The 20,026-nt window shown below is 41.4% G+C and carries 12 protein-coding genes; 1 reads left to right on the top strand and 11 read right to left on the bottom strand.

The features are described from left to right. Nucleotides 1-67 precede the first annotated feature (67 nt). Complete coding sequence (locus tag KI659_RS01860; RefSeq protein WP_213943638.1) at nucleotides 68-1,969, top strand: 7TM-DISM domain-containing protein; 1,902 nt, start codon at nucleotides 68-70, stop codon at nucleotides 1,967-1,969. Nucleotides 1,970-2,037: 68 nt separating this feature from the next. Here KI659_RS01860 and KI659_RS01855 read toward each other — a convergent pair whose 3' ends face one another. From KI659_RS01855 to KI659_RS01805, 11 genes are all read right to left on the bottom strand, one after another. Then, complete coding sequence (locus KI659_RS01855; protein ID WP_213943637.1) at nucleotides 2,038-2,871, bottom strand: alpha/beta hydrolase; 834 nt, start codon at nucleotides 2,869-2,871, stop codon at nucleotides 2,038-2,040. A 69-nt stretch (nucleotides 2,872-2,940) separates the two neighbouring features. Then, complete coding sequence (locus tag KI659_RS01850; RefSeq protein ID WP_213943636.1) at nucleotides 2,941-4,425, bottom strand: Gfo/Idh/MocA family oxidoreductase; 1,485 nt, start codon at nucleotides 4,423-4,425, stop codon at nucleotides 2,941-2,943. 98 nt (nucleotides 4,426-4,523) lie between these two features. Then, the gene (locus KI659_RS01845) at nucleotides 4,524-5,885 is read right to left on the bottom strand and encodes a glycoside hydrolase family 43 protein (RefSeq protein WP_213943635.1); all 1,362 of its coding nucleotides are present in this window, start codon (nucleotides 5,883-5,885) and stop codon (nucleotides 4,524-4,526) included. 31 nt (nucleotides 5,886-5,916) lie between these two features. Further along, nucleotides 5,917-7,872 (bottom strand): glycoside hydrolase family 97 protein, encoded by a 1,956-nt coding sequence (locus tag KI659_RS01840; protein WP_213943634.1) that lies wholly within the window; start codon nucleotides 7,870-7,872, stop codon nucleotides 5,917-5,919. A 28-nt stretch (nucleotides 7,873-7,900) separates the two neighbouring features. Next, nucleotides 7,901-10,012, bottom strand: coding sequence for a glycoside hydrolase family protein (locus KI659_RS01835; protein WP_213943633.1), 2,112 nt, complete (start codon nucleotides 10,010-10,012; stop codon nucleotides 7,901-7,903). 118 nt (nucleotides 10,013-10,130) lie between these two features. Continuing rightward, a complete protein-coding gene (locus KI659_RS01830) occupies nucleotides 10,131-10,967 on the bottom strand; it encodes a sialate O-acetylesterase (RefSeq protein ID WP_213943632.1) in 837 nt (278 codons plus the stop codon). 74 nt (nucleotides 10,968-11,041) lie between these two features. Beyond that, a complete protein-coding gene (locus KI659_RS01825) occupies nucleotides 11,042-13,585 on the bottom strand; it encodes a glycoside hydrolase family 95 protein (protein ID WP_213943631.1) in 2,544 nt (847 codons plus the stop codon). A gap of 89 nt (nucleotides 13,586-13,674) precedes the next feature. Continuing rightward, the gene (locus KI659_RS01820) at nucleotides 13,675-14,823 is read right to left on the bottom strand and encodes an endo-1,4-beta-xylanase (RefSeq protein WP_213943630.1); all 1,149 of its coding nucleotides are present in this window, start codon (nucleotides 14,821-14,823) and stop codon (nucleotides 13,675-13,677) included. 211 nt (nucleotides 14,824-15,034) lie between these two features. Next, nucleotides 15,035-17,143: an endo-1,4-beta-xylanase gene (locus KI659_RS01815; RefSeq protein WP_213943629.1), complete on the bottom strand. Its 2,109-nt coding sequence runs from the start codon at nucleotides 17,141-17,143 to the stop codon at nucleotides 15,035-15,037. A 27-nt stretch (nucleotides 17,144-17,170) separates the two neighbouring features. Beyond that, complete coding sequence (locus KI659_RS01810) at nucleotides 17,171-18,199, bottom strand: DUF5627 domain-containing protein (RefSeq protein WP_213943628.1); 1,029 nt, start codon at nucleotides 18,197-18,199, stop codon at nucleotides 17,171-17,173. A 50-nt stretch (nucleotides 18,200-18,249) separates the two neighbouring features. Continuing rightward, the gene (locus KI659_RS01805; RefSeq protein WP_213943627.1) at nucleotides 18,250-20,025 is read right to left on the bottom strand and encodes a RagB/SusD family nutrient uptake outer membrane protein; all 1,776 of its coding nucleotides are present in this window, start codon (nucleotides 20,023-20,025) and stop codon (nucleotides 18,250-18,252) included. Nucleotide 20,026 lies beyond the last annotated feature (1 nt).

The following is a 20,026-nucleotide window of genomic DNA, read 5'->3' as shown; positions in this document are numbered from 1 at the left end:
GAAATTGCATTAAAACAACTTAAAAACCCAATCTAAGGATACGCCTGCACTTTAACAAATCAGGATTATGACAGTTTTTTATCAATTCAACTTCTTCCTAATTATCTCAGTTCTATTTACCTCCAGTGCATTTGGACAAACCAATCATGGTACAGTAGTGGAGCTGCCTGATAGTGTATCGCAGATTAATGTGTCTACCAACTTTGATTTTTTTCTGGACACAGCCTCCATCTATACTATTGATGAGATCTCCCACGAAACATTTCAAAATCGTTTCCAAAGAGCAACAGATCCCCATGTCCTATTTGACTTTCTTGATTCCCAAATTTGGATTCGCTTCACAATCCATAATAAACAATCCATTCACAATCACTCTTGGTATCTAGAATCTTGGGGTTTTGACATTAAAAAAGTAACCTTCTATTTCCCCACACCAGAGGGGAAATTCGAACCTTCTACAGCAGGCTTTGAAAGGCCTTTTGAAGAGCGAAATATCAAGCATAAGAATTTTAACTATTTCCTGGATTTAAGGCCTTGGGAAACTAAGACCTATTATTTGAAAGTCACAAGAAGTTACAATCAAGAGTTCAGCTTTCATTTGAGAACCAATGAAAGATTTCTGGCTCACTCCCTAAATGAATATCTCCTTTTGGGAATATATTATGGAGTGCTTATCATTATATTATTTTTCAACCTTTATTTATTCTTTAAATTAAGAGATACTTTATACATATATTTTCCCTGTTTAATTTTGGCCTGTATCTGGTTTTCTTTAGGTAGAGACGGGCTGGGATTCCAATACCTTTGGCCAAATTCCCCCTGGGTAAATAAACTCCACAATGAGAATTTTATTGAGCTCACTATTATCCTTTCTACTCTTTTATTTTCAGATCGATTTATTCGAAAATATACTAAATTAAACTCTATTTCACACCTTACCTATTGGACAATATCACTTAAGGTTGTTTTATATATCAACCAAATATTCTTTTATGAACTTAATTATATTGTTTATCTTACTGTAACAATCATCATTTTATTTATCCCATTCTCATTAGGGCTACATTCTTTGATGAAGGCAAAAGTATTCTCATGGTCATACACTTTCGCTTATGCCTGCCTTTTTCTGGTAATCATTTATTCTTATTCCAAGACCATTCAAATATTTGACAGCCCTATCCTCAACTGGTATATAGTTTACCCTGTTATTTTCTTGGAAATGGTCCTTTTCTCATTTTCCATATTTAATCAGATCAAATTCCTTCAGGATGAGTATATAGCTGCTAACTTAGAAAAAACTCAGGTTCTGGAGATAAACAACCAGCTGACTAAAAAACTCAATTCAAAGTTGAAAAGGAAAGTTAGAGCAAGAACAGAAAAAATCGAAAGGATCGCTGTCGATCTTGAGCAAAAAAACAAGGAACTGCAAACTGCAAATCTAAAATTAGAAGAATTGAATGCACAGATTTTTCAGATGAACCAATCTCTGGAAGAAAACAATCAAAAACTTAAAATGAATGTTGTGGAAGTCACAAAAGACCTCGCTTTAATGAAAGGGTTGGCTTTTACAGACTTTAAGAAGGTTTTCCCCGATAAAGAAACCTGCCTGCACTTTCTCTCTGAACTAAAATGGAAAGAAAAATACAATTGTAAAAAGTGTGATTATAATAAATATAAGGAAGGCCCAAATTATGGAAGAAGGTGCAAAAACTGTAACTATTATGAATCCCCCACTGTGGACACCCTGTTCCATAAGCTGAAATTCCCAATTGAAAAGGCATTCTACATCCTCTATCTATCCAACAGAAAAGATGTAGACCTTACCTTAAATGAACTCTCCAAAATTCTCGAATTGAGACGGGAAACCTGCTGGTCATTTCGGAACAAGCTCTCCCAGGCCATGGAGAAAATGGAGAACAATAAAGAATTATACGGATGGGAAACGCTGGCTTTGGTAAACCTGGAGTAAGCAATCACAAATTAATGAAATCGGTTTCAAAACAAATAAAGTACCTTTAAGCCCCCTACTCCCAGGTGCTAAAAAACCATTTGTACAAAAAAGTAAAGCTCGTTTTTCCAATACTCAAAATTGTGATTTCCCGGTACAATTCTATATTCATGTTCGATTTTATTCTCCTTCAGAAATTGATGAGTTCTTTTGGTTATGTCTAAAAGGTTATCTTCATCCCCACAGCTTAGAAATAACAACATCAACTCCCCCCGTGCTTTTTCAGGATTGGGAAGGAGCTCGTCACCCTTTTTGGTATTTGGGGCAGGTGAAAAAGCTCCTATCCATGCAAAAGTATCGATATTGTTTAATCCGAAATTTAAGGATTGACCACCTCCCATAGATAGTCCAGCAATGGCCTTGTGCTCCCGGTCAGCTTTGACATTGTAATTTTCTTCAATATAGGGGATCAGGTCATTGAGCAGGTCCTGCTCGAAAGTAGCAAAAGCTTCTACTTTTGGGCCTTCAAAGATATTTCCACCCGCACTGTCATCTTCCATGGCCCTGCCGTTTGGCAGGACGATGATCATAGGCTTGGCTTTGTTAGCCGCATATAAGTTGTCCATAATGACTTCCGGGCGGCCCTGATCCAGCCATTCCCTTTCATCCCCTCCTATACCATGTAGTAAATATAAAACCGGATAGGATTCCGAATCCGTATACGCAGGTGGGAAATAAATATTTGCCACTCTATCATTACCCACTGTTTTAGATGGGTAACGGATCTGTTTTACTTCACCCTTAGGATTGTTTGCCGACGGTTGGTCAAATCCATCCGGTGCGATGGAGTTGGTTCCCTGTCCAAAGGAATAATTCGATATCAAGGTTGCTAGAATTATAAAACCTATTTTGATTCTTCTCATCAGTTCAAAGTTTATCAAGACCTGCCTGTATTATATCAAGTAGCTCTATAGTGTTTTCTATTGATTACATTATACATTATAATACTCCTCCCATCCTTTTCTTGGTGGTGCGCCATTAAGAAGCGCATTTGCCTGTGGATTATTAGTGATAATTTTTTTATCCCTATCAAATTTTAAATTAGCATTAGTCTGCTGTGCCAGAACTCCCAGAGAAAAGATTTGACTTAAAGGTCCCGTCACTTCAAAAGGAGACCTTGTCTCTTCTTCTCCTTTAACAGCTAACAGAAAATTGGCAAAGTGATTTGAGGTACTTTCAGGTACTTCAGGCAGTTTACTTTTCATATCATTGGCAGCTTCCTTAGGGATAATAGAAAGTGTGCTTCCATGCGATCCTCCTTTAAAAGTGAGATCTTTACTGTAGATGATTTTACCGGGGTTCAGAGTTCTTTTTTCTATCTGACCTGTGCCGGCAGCAGGTATATCCGCACTCAATTCCGAAGTTCCATAGCCTTCCGGTAAATCTGGTAAATTATCCAACCCATCGTACCAAGATACCGTGACGGGAGGCATTTCATTTCTTTTGGGAAATTTGAATTCCAGCGTAGATGCCTGGGGAAAGAACAATGGATTATGTCCTTCTAGCTTTACGGCATTGATTTCTTCAGGAAGCCCAAGCTCCAAATACCTATGGAAACTGTCCATGATATGAGCGCCCCAATCGCCGAGTGCCCCCATCCCAAATTCATACCAGCACCTCCACTGCCCATTGGCAAAATCCTCATTGTAATCATGATGCTGTGCAGTAGTCAACCATAGGTCCCAGTCTAGCGTATAAGGAATCGGATCTGGATTGGGATAGGTCGTCAAAGATGTATCCCATCCATGCCACCTTCTTCTACTGTTCATATGACAGGTGATGGCATGTACATCTTTAATAATGCCAGCATCCACCCAAGATTTAAATTGAAACGAATTGGCCTCTGAGTGTCCCTGATTTCCCATTTGGGTTACCACCCCATACTTTTTGGCAGCTTTCATCATCAGCTCTACCTCCTGAAAAGTCCGCGCCATGGGTTTTTCTACAAAAACATGCTTTCCTGATGCCATAGCATGCATAGTAATAGGAAAATGAGAAAAATCGGGAGTACAAATTACAGCTGCATCAAAAGCAGTTTCGTTTTGATCAAATAGCTCCCGGAAATCCGTAAACCGTTTAGCTTTGGAATGCTTTTCCATTATCGCTGCGGTATGAGGTGCACCCATATCCACATCACAAAGCGCCACCACATTGGATAATCCGGTCTTGTCAAAATCATTGATGACCTGCTCTCCCCTATTTCCTATACCTATACAGGCCAAATTAATCCGATCACTGGGCACTTTGGATGCCATCTGGACTATCTCTCCAGCTTTGTTCCTTATTTCAGGCTTGGAGAAAAGTACGTGACGGGGAATGATCTGGATAGCTCCAAATGCTAGAGCGCTCTTTTTAAGAAAATCTCTTCTGTCAGTACTAGATTTTAATTTGGTAGTGTTTTTCGTTTCCTTCTTCATATCTCTTTATTCTATATTTTCATTTCGTTTAATCAGGGTTCTGTTTTTCTTCAATAACTCCTGTTCTTCAAATCACACAGATTTTGACTGCATTGCCATTAATTGGTAAAGGTCCAATAGTCAAAATACATAACGTTAGTTGTTGCTTTACCTTTGAAGACAAAAAACACATCCTGTACACCCGTGACATTTTTCACATCAGTACTCACTAGCGTCCACCTGTCATCTCCCCCTGTATTGGGTATATTGATAGACCCTATTAGTTCTCCATCTCTACTGCCAAGCCTGATCTCCATGTCTACATCGCTGTTGTGTGTAGTCCCCACCCTTGCTGTAAACTTTGAGGGGCCATCCTCCCGAAAGTCTACTCCTACTACTTTGGTATAGGCGTCATTTCGCGTCGCTGTGATGAAATTGCCCACCACTTCGTTTTGTTTCGCTTTCACACCTTCTGACCAGGCTATGGTTTCAGCTTCATTTTTGACATATGGGTTTACAGATCCCAAACTTTTAGTGATCCCCTCGGTCATCTTCATTGGGACTATGGTACCGTCATCATTAAATTGAACCTCCTCTACGGCTACCGATCTGGTAAATCCCCCTCCGCCGGGCAAGGCACCATTGTGATAGAAAAAATATGTCTTGTCTCTAAAATCGATGATCGCCGGATGATTGGTAAAACTCTTACCCTCTGTGGCCATTAATACGCCCTGGTATTCCCAAGGGCCTGTAGGACTCGGACCAGTAGAATAACCTATATGCTCCGGGATGGGACCTGCGGCAAATAATAAGTAATACAGATCATTCCTTTTGTACAGCCATGGTCCCTCTTCATAAGTGGTAGGTCTCTTGGGATCACCTTCCCTTTTTCCAAAGGCTTCCACCGTATTGGGAAATTTATCCACTTCCCCCTGGAGTGAAATCATATCTTCATTCAACTTGACATAGTAGCACTCCGGGTTGCCCCAGAGCAGGTAGGCCTGACCATCCTCATCAATAAAAGCGGTGGGATCTATATCAGCCATGGTGTTACTGATCAGCGGTTTGCCCAAAGGATCTATGAAGGGCCCATATGGGCTGTCAGCCACAGCTACACCTATGCCGTTTCTATTATTGCGGTCAGTAATAGGCACATACATGTAAAACTTACCATCCCGCTCTATACACTGTGGTGCCCAGGCATTCATCCTGCCCCACTCGAAATCTTTTATCGATAATATAGCGCCATGGTCAGTCCAGTTAACCATGTCACCTGTGGTATAAAGTCTCCAATCATTCATGGTAAACCAAGTAGATTCAGCTTCATCATGGGAAGTATATAAATAGACCTTATCATTATACACCAGCGGAGCCGGATCTGCAGTAAAAGACGTTTGGACAATTGGATTTTGGCCAAAACTTTCTCCTCCAGAAAATATTATTGCACCTATAATGAAATAAAGAGCGAATTTATGCACCATAACTATATAGACTTTTTAAACTTTTTAAACTTTAATTATCAGTGATGACAAACCCTCCTCGAGGCTGCATGGATACAGTATAGGCACCATCATTACCTATTTTTACTGAATTTAGAGTTGGCTGTCTTTTCTTATCATCGTTGTACAAAGACACACTTTTCCCCTTTACCATGGGTAAATTGATTGTCAATGTTTTAACTTCTTCCTCGGCATTGACACCTGCGATATACCAATGCTCCCCGCTCCTTCGGGCGATTATGGTATACTTTCCAGGGTATCCGTCTATATAAATCGTTTCATCCCAGGTAGTGGGCAGTTTTCTTAGAAAGTCCAGCTCAAATTCAGGAACATCAGTCAGGTTATTAGGGGTCAAGCCAAACATCTGGACAGGATTCTGGAATAGTACTCCCGTGGCAAGTTGAAATATATCTGTAGTCAACCTTTCTTGGCCCCTTTCATTTCCCCTGTTCAAAAAATTATTCAATAGGACACCCCCATATTCCATGCTGCCTACTGTATTGCGAATAAAGGGATGCAGGGAAGCATAAAATGCTTCTTTTTCTCGGGTATCCTGCACGAAGATCAGCATCTCGGAGGCTATGACTGCCTCACTTCCCACAAAATTCGGATACATCCTCTCCCAGCCTCTTGGCAGGGTAGCTCCATGAAAAATCACCATCAGACCATATTCATTGGCTTCTACCAGGATATCTTCGTAATACCGCATGGTTACCTGTTTATCACCTCCGAAAAAATCGACTTTAATACCCTTTACGCCGACTTCTTTCATCCATTCCATTTCTGCTTTTCTGGCCATGGAAGTATTCATTTTATTCAAAGGCGTCTGAAATGCATCATTAGCTGAGCCATTGGAATTATACCACAGAAATACATCCACCCCTTTGCTATTGGCATATTGGATCAATTCCTCCATACGATCATACCCGATATTTTTATCCCACCAGGCATCAATCAAAATATATTCGAAATCCATGGCGGCAGCCAAATCTATATATTCGACCTGATCTTCATAATTCATGCTGTTGTCCTGCCATACTATCCAGCTCCAGGTACCTTTTCCAAATTGATAAGACTGAGAGGCTTCATATAAGGGCTCTACCACATCAAAAGGAATAGTGGTTTCCACAATAGGCTTAAGGCTTTCCCCCACAGTAATTGTCCTCCATGGCGTATGTCCCGGCAAGCCTATCTGCGCCCCTGTGCTTCCAAAACCATTGTTTTGCTCCATTTGGGGATATTGGATATTATATAGGCCACCAGTATAATTGCTTAAATGAGCAGCATTATAATTACTCCCCACACCTGTTTCTGATAATAAAACCCAACCTCTGTCTGCTATTTGAAACAAGCTTGGAAAAACGTAGCCGAATTCTGCATTTGTTTGCTCCATTGGCGTTTGTACTGTATATCCACTTTCATAGCTAGGTGCGGTCCTCGCAAAACCCGTCATGGGTTTCATCATAGGCGACAAAAAGGCTGTGGCACTGTTTGGAAATCTAAAGCCGGTGGTCTCTTCCTCGACTACGCATACGGTAGTTTCTCCCCATTTTGGCAATTCATACCTAAAGGCTATATCATTGTCACTGACCTGGAAGTGAATAGAAATTTCATTCCCTTCTCCGTTCTTGACTGTATATATTAAATTATTAGCATTATAAGTTATGGCTGAAACTTTAATCCTGTCTTGGTTATATTCTTTGCTAATCTCATCCTGCGACGAACTGACAAAAGCCATATCTGTGGTAAAATCCCCTTCATTAGTGATAAGTCCAAGGGGGGAATTTACAAGCATGGTATTATCCTTATAAGATACAGCGTACTGAGCCTGCCCGTCAGCTATCCAAACCTGCACTTCCAGATTTCCATCAGGACTGGATACAGTACTTTTCTCTTGGGCAGATGTTAAAAACGAATTGAATAACAGATATAAACCAAAACAAATTTTGGCATTTGTAGTCAAAGACATAAAACCAGTTTTAAATTTTTATATCAATTTAAATAGAAGAATCAAAAACCACATAATGGGTTTTTACCATTCCCTTGTAATCAAATGTCACTTTAGCCTTTTCGCTAAGTGATGCCGCCTGGGTTATATCTATTTTGACATCAGCATTATCCGCAGAAGCTGTTATGACCGGAACTCCATTAGTGCCTTTTGGCAATTTGTATATGGATTCATAGATATCATAACCCACTATACCATTTTCATCAGTAGACCTAAGCGGGGTTTGGGGTACATTTATCGCACTCCCATTAACCGATATATTGACTTTTGGTGAAATCGGACGGATAATCTCCCTGTCTTTAGAACTGAAACCTAGGCCGATTAAATCAAATAGGGAATCAGACTCATCTCCATCTGCTTCAAGAAATATGGCATGCTTCTTATCCAGTTGGTCTACATACTGGGAAACATCTATCTTATAACGAGTGGCTTCTTGAGCAGCGTTTGCCGGTACATGGATAACGCCTATTTTTTTCCCCTTCCAAGTTTCATTATCATAAGGACCGTCGAGCCATACATTGACTCGGAAGGACTTGCTGGTCTTGGGTGAAAGGAAGAGGTTAAAGGCAGTCATATTTCCATTTTTGGTGCCTTCAAAAGCTTTCAGCCCATTTTTATCTTCCTGTAAACCGCCAAACCCAAAATATTTGTAACCGATGATATGGCCATTTTTCACATTGGTAATTGGCATATGGTTATCCCATATATCCCAGGAATCCTGCTGAATGCTAATATCTGACAAATAAGCAGCATAGCCGGCGGAATAATACTGATATGGGTCTAGGCCATAAATATGAAATCCTTCTGAAGTGACTTCAGCACCTTTGTATTCTCGACCCTGATTATCCTTTGCTGACCATTGTTTATTGTCTGCATAGGGATCAAATGCACGGATTGTGGCGCCACCACCTTCTGCTACCGATTTTTCATCTACTTCGATGGTAACCGGTGCTACTACAGGTTGGCGTGCATAGCCAAATCCTCTTGGAGGCTTGTGATAAAATACATACCATTGTCCATTGATCTCTTCGATACTGCCATGTGTGTTATGACCGCCATTGGTTAAAATGATTCCTGAGCCATCTTCATTCAGCACTGGCCCTCGGGAGTCAACCAATACACCTCCACTTTTCCAGGGGCCCAATGGTGAATCCCCTACAGCATATCTCAAAGTAGAATTGGTGCTGCTCACTCCATAATCCGGACCTGAGTAACCACTGAAAACAGTAATAAACTTGTTCCCTACTTTTCTGATAGAAGAGGCTTCAAAGAAATTGAATGTACCCAAATCCTCTTCTTGATAAATATTGGGGTACTCCGTTCCTTCGGGGTCTTTGAGCACACCATACCTCCTGCTTGCCGGTAAGAAATAAGGAATCACGTCCGTCCCAGGTCTTAGTGAATACATGGTGTTCTGATCCAGCTCTGCCGCCATAGATCTTTGAAAGCCCCAAAAGCCATAGGCACGGAACCCAATTTCATAGTCTGGATCATTGGGATCATCGATATACTCCACATAAACAGCTGGATCAAAACCCAATATACTTCCCGGTACGGTGCGGGTGCCATCCTCTGTCATATTGATGGGCGTAAAAGGTCCGTCTGGACGGTCACCTTTGACCACCATAGCTTCACGACCCGGCCCCCTGCTGTGGGGATAGAGGTAGTACTCTTTGGTACCATCTCTCCTTTTTACTTCTACCAGATCAGGTGCATACATGACATCCCATTGCCCATCAATCTCATAAGTAAATATTGCCCCCTCATCCCGCCAGCTAGAGAGATCCTCCACAGGGGCTGACCACATCCTGATATCTGGTCCGCAATAACTGGTAAACCTGACATCATGTGAACCTATGATGTATGCCCTGTAGTTGCCGGGGTTATCCGGGTCCTCAAACACACGGGGTTCACCGTCTGGTACATGTTCCCAAAGGGGAAGGTATGGGTTCCCAGCACCTTTGTGTACAAATTTGCTCGGCAATCCGGTGTTTGTATCTCTAAAATATTGACCATAGGACTCCGAAGTGGTAAACATGATCAAACAGATGAATGAGAGGGTCAAAATTCTAAACCGACTCCATATTTTTGATGCTTCCATTAATTAGACTATTTAATATTTGGTATTTGTTTTTTTGATTAACTTTAAAAATCAACTTATTCAGGTATGGCATCATTAACAGTATAAAACATCTCCTGACACCTTCCCTCCCAGATTTTCATTGCTCCAACAGAGAAAGCATTTTCATCCCATACCTTTTGCCCAATTCCCTATAGCCTGCAGCAGAAAAATGCAACCCATCTTCCACTGCCTCACAATCAGTGGATGAGATGACATGAGCTTGAGGTATTACGTCAGGTAAGGTATTGATTACAGTATTCATACTGGCACACTTGCCACCCTGCTCAGCACTGACCATCTCTCCGGCCAATAGAGGCAATGAATTAGCCTCTAAGCCCAGATCATTGAGAATATTATCATAAACACCCTTTGCTTGGACAGGCCATGTCTGATCTCCTGTGTCAGATTCTCCTTGGTGTAGCAAAATACCTTTGATCACCCCATCCTTCTGGGCTATTTTGGCCAGTTCGATCAACCTACCGTAGGGATCACCATCATATTCCTTTACCTTATTTTGAAGCCAGTCCGGTGATGATGCTACATACTTCTCATTGTCTTTTTGAAAAAGGGCCATTTTAGTGCCTGCCACAGAGACATTGATAATCCCGATTTTAATTTCTTCCGGTAGATGTGCCGTTAATGTCCTTCCAAAATAATCCGCAGGGCTAATGCCTGTTTGGCACCTGGTAATGGGCGCTGTGGCTGGATACCACTGCCCTTTCTTTCTATCCAGATTTTCGCAGTCCACGGCTTGCAACACTTTGAATCGGTCATCCTCTATTGTATCCTGCTCTTCAAAATCTGCAAAACCCTCCATGTTGGATTGGCCAAAAGCAAGGAAAATGTAGAAGTATTCATCTTGAGCGAAAACCGATGATGATACATTCAAAAACATGAAGCTGAATAACAGCAGTTTAAGATTTATTATTTTCATATTATCAGTAGTTAAATTTATCTTTGGAAAGTAACTTAATTACTCTTAGTAGCTAGTTTACTTATTTGCTTTTGTTATTTCCTTTGCAACAGATAAGTTTTGCCCTTTTCAGTTTCAAGGTCGTATTCAAAAACTTCTCTTAGGGCAACTTCTTTCAGTTCAGCCTCATCAGATACGATATGGTCCTTTAGTTGGGGAGTTTGGTAAAAGGGGTTTGGATTAACCTCATCAGCCTCTTTCAAGCCTTTGCCCTGCAGGGGAAAATAAGATCTAATCCTGCATAGGCCGCCCAGCGTGGATCTAATGCTGACTTCTTTCGGCTGATGATTGTCCCAATCAAATGTCAGTTCAAATCCTCCCCTTGCTCTCAAACCACTTATTGTTCCTTTACTCCAATCATCCGGTAAGGCCGGCAAAATATGGATTGCCCCATCATGACTTTGAAGCAGCATTTCGGCAATGCCTGCAGTGCAGCCAAAATTTCCATCAATTTGAAATGGAGGATGGGAGTCGAATAAATTAGGATAGGTTCCGCCCTTTTGTTTGCCGTCCGGCAATATAGCGGGACTCAGCTGATCCTTGATCAGCTTATAGGCATGATTTCCATCCAGGAACCTCGCCCATAAGTTGACTTTCCAGCCCATGGACCAACCGGTGGATTCATCTCCCCTAGCTAGAAGTGAAGTTTTGGCGGCTCCAAAAAGCTCGGGTGTTCTGTAGGGAGAAATTTGATTGGATGGATACAGGCCATACAGATGGGATACATGTCTATGATCGTCTTTGGGATTGTCCCAGTCTTCCTGCCACTCCTGTATCTGGCCCCAACTTCCTATCTGCATAGGAGGAAGCATGGCTAACTTATTTGCTATTTCTTCAATTACATCATCTTCATCTCCCAGGATTTCAGCCGCCTTGATAATTTTAGTAAACAGGTCAAAAAGCAGTTGGTTGTCCATTGTAGTACCGACTCCCACAGCTGAATTATGGTGTTGATGAGGGATATTTTCCGGTGACACCGAAGGAGATACTACCCAATGGCCTGTTTCCGGATCTTCCACCAGAAAATCCAGGAAGAATACAGCAGCCTGTTTGGCCGCCGGATATACAGATTCCAGATAGGCTGTGTCGCCCGAAAAATCATATTTCTCAAAGAGGTGTTGGGAAACCCATGCGCCACCTACCGGCCACATGCCTGCAGCGGCAAAATCAACCGGACCGGTTATTCGCCAAAGGTCAGTATTGTGATGCAATACCCAGCCTCTGGATCCGTACATATCCTTTGCAGTCTTTTGACCTGTTTCAGATAGTTCTTTTACCATCTGGATGAATGGCTCATGTAATTCCGTAAGATTTGTGATCTCAGCCGGCCAATAGTTCATTTCAGCATTGATATTGACCGTGTACTTGCTATCCCAGGCCGGATACAATTGATGGTTCCAGATGCCTTGCAGATTGGCCGGTTGGCCTCCAGGGCGAGATGCTGCTATGAGCAGGTATCTGCCAAACTGGAAATATAAGGAAACCAATTGAGGGTCATTGCCTTTGGCAAATTCCTCTACCCTTACGTCAGTAGGTAAATCCACGGCCACCGTGCTACCCAAATCCAGCTTTACCCGATCGAAATATTCACGATAATCTGCTATATGATCTTTGTAGATACTTTCATAACCCTTAACCGCTGCTTTATCTAAATAGGCTTTGGCTCTTTCAGATGCATCTCCTGAAAGATCCGCATAGTTTACAAAATTAGTCGCTATGGAAATATATATAGTGACTTCATCCGCATCAGCTATATAGATCTCATTTTGCTCGCACTTTACCGTGCCGCCCTTATTTACAAATCTGACACTTGTCACAAAATCTACCGCTCCTTTGATTCCCTCATGATCAGTGGATGTACCTGACATTTCCAATAAGTCATCTCCTGTCACACGGACTTTAAAATCTCCAGGCCTGTCCATTGATGCTGAAAAATTGATCGAACCTGCCTCATCAGCCGTGATATGTGCTACAATTATCTGGTCAGGATGGGAAGAAATGACCTTTGTGGAATAGTTTACCCCCGACTTTTTATAGCGGTTGGAAACCATGGCATTTTCTAAATCCAGTTCCCTGTAATATTCCACTGCTTCATTCTGATCTTTATATGTCAGCTTGAGATTTCCTATTGTTTGATAGGGCATGCCATGGGGGCCGCTGAAAAAATTTTCATCCACGACATTTTGCGCTTTTACATACTCACCATCAAAAATCAATTTACGCACATGATCTAGCGCTTCCAATGCTTTTGGATTGTCATTCCGGTGGGGCTGACCGGCGTAAAAAGTATTCTCATTCAGCTGGATAACTTCTTCATTTGGATTTCCAAAAACCATAGCGCCCAGCCGTCCATTTCCGATGGGCAAGGCTTCTACCCATTGCTTAGCCGGCTTGTCATACCATAATTTCATATCAGCACCACCCTTATCAGATTGGGCATGAGCTGTAAATACCCCGAAAATGAAGCATACCAGAAAGAAATTTAATCGGGGGATTAAACCAGTTTTGCCAAAAGTGGATTTGACCCTCAAACAGCTTAAGAGGATATGGAGCAATATGGCAGAACAGAGTTTAATCATCAAAATAGAAGTTAATGCAGGCCATCTATTAATATATATGGCCTGCTTAAAATTTGCACAAATGAATTGACCTGGTTTTACTTTATTAATTAATACTGGGCGGCTAGCTGTATAATTTCGTTGACTACGCTTTTGGGAGTGTTATCACGATTAAATAACAGAGGGTAATCTGTCCTGCCTCTTACCGGCCACCCATTTTTCCATGAGTCTCCATCGTTGATGCCCCATAAGGTCACCCGCGAAATTTTATCCTGATGGTCTAAAAACAGTTTGAAAAATGATAGATATCGCTCATCAAATTTCTTTTGTACATCCTCAGGCAATCCTTCTGTGTAAGGATTTAGGCTTTGTTGGTATTCAACATTAGTAGCAACATCTGCCCCCATATCTCTCCTTGGAGAGGGAAGCACACTAAGATCCAGTTCCGTGATCATCACGGTAACACCTAAATCAGAAAAAGCCAATATGCTTTTTTCAAATTCTTCAATGGTAGGATATTCTAAGCCAATATGACCTTGCATTCCTATCCCGTCAATTTTCACACCTTGATCCTGTAAATTTTTGACCATTTTTACTACTCCCTCTCTCTTGCCAGGCTGGGCCATAGAAAAATCATTATAGTATAACTCTGCATCGGGATCGGCCTCATGGGCATATTGAAATGCGAGTTTCATAAAATCCTCGCCCAAGATTTCATAAAACTTACTTTTTCTCCAGGAGCCATCATCTAAGATTGCTTCATTGACCACATCCCAGCCTTTAACCTGTCCTTTATATCGACCAACCACAGTATGGATGTGCGTTTCCATACGTTTTGCCAAAACTTCAGGACTAACGTCGTTACCTTCATCATCTGTGAAAAACCATTTGGGTGCCTGAGAATGCCAAATTAAGGTGTGCCCCACAATATGGAGATTGTTCTTTTTCCCAATTTCAATAAACTTATCCGCCATATCAAAATTAAACTCCCCTTCTCTCGCTTGAATCATTCCGCTTTTCATAACATTTTCTGCTACTATGGAATTGAAATGGTTTTTAAGGACTTCCATGCCGGGTTTATCTCTTCCACTAATATGTCGTCCACTTAAAGCTGCACCGATATAAAACTTACCCTCAAATGCATCTTTTAAGGTTGTATTTACTTTTTTATCAGGTTTGATTACACAGCCCAATCCAATTATGAGGATAATGAATAATGAAATGTAACTCTTATAATGACTCCAATTAGTGATCTTCATAATTCGCTTGATTAATGTTTTTATTGACCATTCATGACCAATAGGTTTTATAGGTTTGTAATGAATATATTAAATATTAAATCTTTTAGAACATTAGGTGTACTTTGAAATGCTAGGGTTTTAAGGACAAAAAAGGCTAGAAATAGAAAGACTGCTTAAAATTTAAACCAACCTTTCCATTCCAGCTCTACATTACTAATAACCCTTAATACTATTCTTTTAAGCCTTCAGCTAATCCCGCATAGGCAGGCTTACGGTTTAAATTTGGACTCCATAACAAACCATAATCAGCCCCATCCGTAATACCTCCCATACTAATGCCACCACGCTGCTGGGCAGGCACATGTGTTTTATATAAGTTTAGCACATCATAATACATATCTGACTGTTGATCAAGCACTTCCATCGATGGTGGACCAGGACCCAATGCTACTTTTAAGTGGGTGACTTTTACCAACTTACCTGAAGCAGCAAGCATGGTGAACATTTCTGCAATCTGAGAAGTATTCGAACTTAAGCTAAGGTTCATTTGGGCAGCTATTCCATCTACCAATGCGCCATTAGTTTCCAAATAATTTACATATTCAATCAACCCTCTAGTTTTATCCAGATTATTTTCCAGATTATTGTCACTGATATATAATAGATCCCCATTATTGCCATGTTCTCTTGCAAACTCAAAAGCCAATACGCCATAATCTTTACCTATGTAATCTTGCCAAAAAAATTGGTCATTACCTGCACCGTTCTGTCCACTTCTAAGTTGAGATGGATTATTATCGTCCATAGGCTGATTGACTACATTCCAGGAAGTTACATATGGGGCTGTGGCAGTTACCATACCAGCGATCCAATTTTCTAATTGACTTGTTGCTATTTGGTTTTTTTCTGCAGGGGTTCGTTCTACTATAGTAGTGGTACCTCCCTGTAAAGCTGAACTACTTAGCACAAATTCATCCATATAAACAGTCCCAGCAAACTCACCATAACTGATGATTAATCGCTGACGGTCATTGGCGGTCATGGTAGTAGAAAGGTTTACGTGTTGCCACTCTTCTGTGACATACACCATCCCGAAACCATTGGAAGACCAATCCGGACTTTGCATCTCCGGTCTTATCACACCTTCGGCATCACCTTTTACCCAAAAGCTCAGGTTATAAGTTTCACCTTCCTGCAAAGGTTCTGAAAGGTCATAAGCCGTTTGCACCTCCCAAAAGCCACCTGTTGTGGAAGGGTTATTAACATATAATGCTCGTCCGGAATTGTTAACCCCTTGTCCGTCCGGCGTTACTCCCCTTTCAGAGTTATTTCCCCAGCCACCCCAGGCGATACCAGATTCAAAATCACCGTTTGTAATCAAATTATTAATGATGGGCTCCCCATCGGTATCATAAACATATAGGTTTTCTAAATCGATGTGATAAGAGACATTTGGTTCATACCCTAAATCAAAATTGATCCTAAAGGAATCCCCTTGGAAATCCCTAACGAGAAACCGGATTTCACTCCAAGAAAGATTGGTATTAAAAGTTTCAGTTACTTCTCCTGTATTCATCCAGTCTATCTGAGGTGTATTCTCCACCAATCCCTGAAAAGAAATCCGCCCTTCTCCAGGGATATCAGATTTGATATAAACCACTACTTCGTAATCATTTCCAGGAATGACAGGAATGGCCGGAGTTCCTAGCTGCAAATCTGCAGGAGCAGATGAACTTGCGCTGGACCTCAGTTGGATGGCATTTGATTGCCCCCCCATCCCTTCATATTCTACTATTGATATATTAGAACTTCCATTAGTAATATCCCACCCTTGAAAGGACCCATCCGTTAATCCGGATTTGTCCAATGAATTGGCAAAAGGGGGTGAATTAACTACCAGAGGAGCAAGCAACCCATTGAGATAAGCAGAATTTTGATTTGAATGCCAAACTAACGGATTCCCAAATAATGAAAGTCCATTTTCATGCGCAGATTCAAGTAAGCTTAAAACATTAACTAGATTCAGATCCCCATTTGACTGAAGTACCGCACCGTGGGTCATGGCTACATCCGTACTGATCTCATTAAAGTTGTTATTTATCAATCTATACGATACACCTCTACTGGTGTAGTCAGAGGCGTTAATTGAGGTGCCGAGTAGGAAATTTGATGCCCCGTCTGTATTAATATAATCTAAGAGGTGGCCATAAGCGTTGATTTCTTCCTGCATAGCCACACTTTCCGGCTGGTCAACATGAAATTCAAGTGCCTCAATATCCGCACAGGAAGTTAGGCTGGCAAAACCAATTGCATAAATCCATATATATTTTAATTTCATTGTCTGTTTCTTTAAATGCGTGAAAACTTACCTAACTTCTGGAGTAAAAAATTCCATAGCCAACCCTCTATTCCTCATTACTAATGTATCGGTCGTCTGAACATGCATATTTGGTAAATCAATTTCATAATCTAAGTACAGAGCATCACGATCTTGGTTTCCCCAGCTTTTCTTTTCTCCTCTTTTAACAAAACTCCCAGTTCCTGATGCAATAACCCCTTCACTTGCAGAGGAAATTGTACATTCACCTTGATTATTGAAGGTCAATAAAAGTGTAGCATGAATATTGGCACCGGTTTGATCCTGAAAAGTCAGTGGAAGTTCTACTTCTGTCAGAGAAACGGTATTTACATCTTTCAATTCATCACGTTCTACGAACTCTTCTCGCCGAACAAACTCCCCGCTTAGTTCCTCATGACCAGCCTTTCCTGTAATGACGTCTTGCCCTCTGCGCAAATAGATACCATGCCATTCGTTCACAAACTTGACTGCATAAAGTACAAAGTCTTTTCTGGTAACATCCCAGTCTCCAATCACGTGGGGGTTGGGATTTTCTATCACTGTTCTACCTGATAATATGGTGTCGGCATTTACCACGTTGGAAATCACCATAGGAATCACATAAGTGTTTCTGATTGCCAATGGATCATTGAAAAAGTCCTCAGTTAACTGAATTTCAACGCCTCCTGACAAACTTCCTTTTGGAATGATGAAGTTCTCTCCAGTGATACCATAATAATGTGAGGGCATTGTTACTATCTCTTCTCCACTAGCACCAAATACCAATCCCTCTACCAAAGAATTATCTATGGTAAAATCCATAGAGATATCATTCCGATTATTATAGACACCCCCGGTCGTGGCCAGGATTCTAAATTTCCACTCGTTATCAAGAGTAGTGTCGAATATATCTTCACCCAAAGTAATGGTCCTCACAGGATATTGGTGAGCGAAATAAACACTCTGAAAATCAAAATCCGGGAATTCCCAGTCTTGATTTACGCATGATGTCAAGCCAGTCAGGACAACTACAAGTATGTATACAATTTTTTTCATTTTTCGAATATTTTAGATTTTAAGCCTTCTAAAACTGCTGAGTGTTATTTTTACCAGCCAGTATTCTGTTTCATAGCGCTATATTTTAATATTTCGCTAAAGGGCACTGGACCATATGTCATATGATTAGCAAATACTCTGTTTTCCACATTGAAAACTTGAGGATCTCCCCCGAGAATGCGAACTCCTCTAGCAGGTTCAGTCAGGTTTTTGTCCCATCTTCTTAGGTCCCAAAATCTGAATCCCTCAAAACACAATTCCAGCCTTCTCTCGTTTCTGATAAGTTCGCGCATGGCATCTTGGTCACTTCTTACGGACTCCAAATAAGAATCACCGTTATCAAGGCCGATCCCTGCTCTTTCCCGGATTGCCCTAACCACATCATAGGCAGAAAAACCATGTCCGCCGGTTCCGGTAGGGCCATAAGCTTCATTGGCGGCTTCTGCATAAATAAGGAATATTTCAGTGTATCTGATTCTTGGATTCACATGCAACTGTTCGTTGATGGAAACAGGGTTTCTGTTTACATCTTGTCTAAGCAGTTTTTTCATGTAATACCCCGTCCTGGTGGACACTTCCACTCTGTTTAATGCATCGAGTGTTGTGCCGTCAGCTGCTGTAGTTATCGCATCATTGTTTGGTCCGGCAGTGTTCCCATTATAGATAATAAAATGACTTAACCGGGGATCCCTGCCTGCATAAGGGTTGGTAGGGTCATAGTTACTGGATGGGTGGCTAATCGGATATCCATTTACTGATGGAAATGCATCCACCAGGTTCTGGGTTGGGTTCAGCAACCCATTGCCAAATTGGGATGGTGGAAAATGGGCAGCTTCCAAATCACTGCTAGGCCCTCCAATTGAAGTTCTCCAAAGTATCTCACCAGGATTGACACCTCCTCCAATATTATTGATTTCAGCTACATTGGTGTACCAAGTCAACCCGTTGGGAGCCAATCCTGATATACCACCTCTAAGCTCTATGACTTCTGCAGCATAATTTGCCGCATCAGCCCAAGTAGTTGTGTTTGCATTGCTAAATGCCGGACTGGCTGCCATAAGGGCGGCTTGTGCTCGGACAGCCCGTGCAATTCTGCCGCTCAGCAATTGTCTGGCATCTTCACCAAAGACACGGTTGAAATCATTGACACTGGCGCCCATGGTAATATACCTCTCAGGCATCATGGATATATTAGAGACGTTTTCAAAGTCCTCAGGCAATAATTCCAGAGCTCTATCTACATCAGCATACAACTGCTGCATGCACTGTTCAAACGTGTTCCTTGGCACATTGAAATCAGAGGTAAGATCTTGTGACCTAGTTAAAATCTGCACTCCTAGCAATTCTCCATCTGCATATCCTCCATGTGCTTGAAGCAGGTAATACATAAACAAAGCTCTCAGTCCATAAGCTTCCCCCTTGATCCTGTCGGCAAACATCCGGTCAATCAAAGGATTATCAATAGTATAACTGACACTGTCAGCTGATTCGAGCATCAAGTTCAAATATTGAATAGCCGCTTTAGAATTGGTCCATTGATTCAAGGGATTGTTGTCAGCTGCCCACTGTCCGGTAGCTACCGTAAAGTAGGGGTTTGTTTCATTATTACTGACCGCATCATCCGTGGCCATATCGCTGAAAGTCCATCCATTGGTGGGTATTCTTGCATATCCGTTCTTGATCAGCCCTTGCGCAAATCTTGGCTCATTGTATCCGCTTTCCAAATCACGGTTGTTTTGAATTGCAGGCTCCAATAGGTCATCACAACCTGAAAAAAGGACCGCCAGCAAAATAAAGAAACCCAGTATATTTTTTATCTCTTTCATG

The organism is Litoribacter ruber (genome assembly GCF_018449405.1).
GTDB lineage: Bacteria > Bacteroidota > Bacteroidia > Cytophagales > Cyclobacteriaceae > Litoribacter > Litoribacter ruber.
Note: the sequence above shows the minus strand (reverse complement) of the source record. Positions and strands in the feature narration are given on the sequence as shown.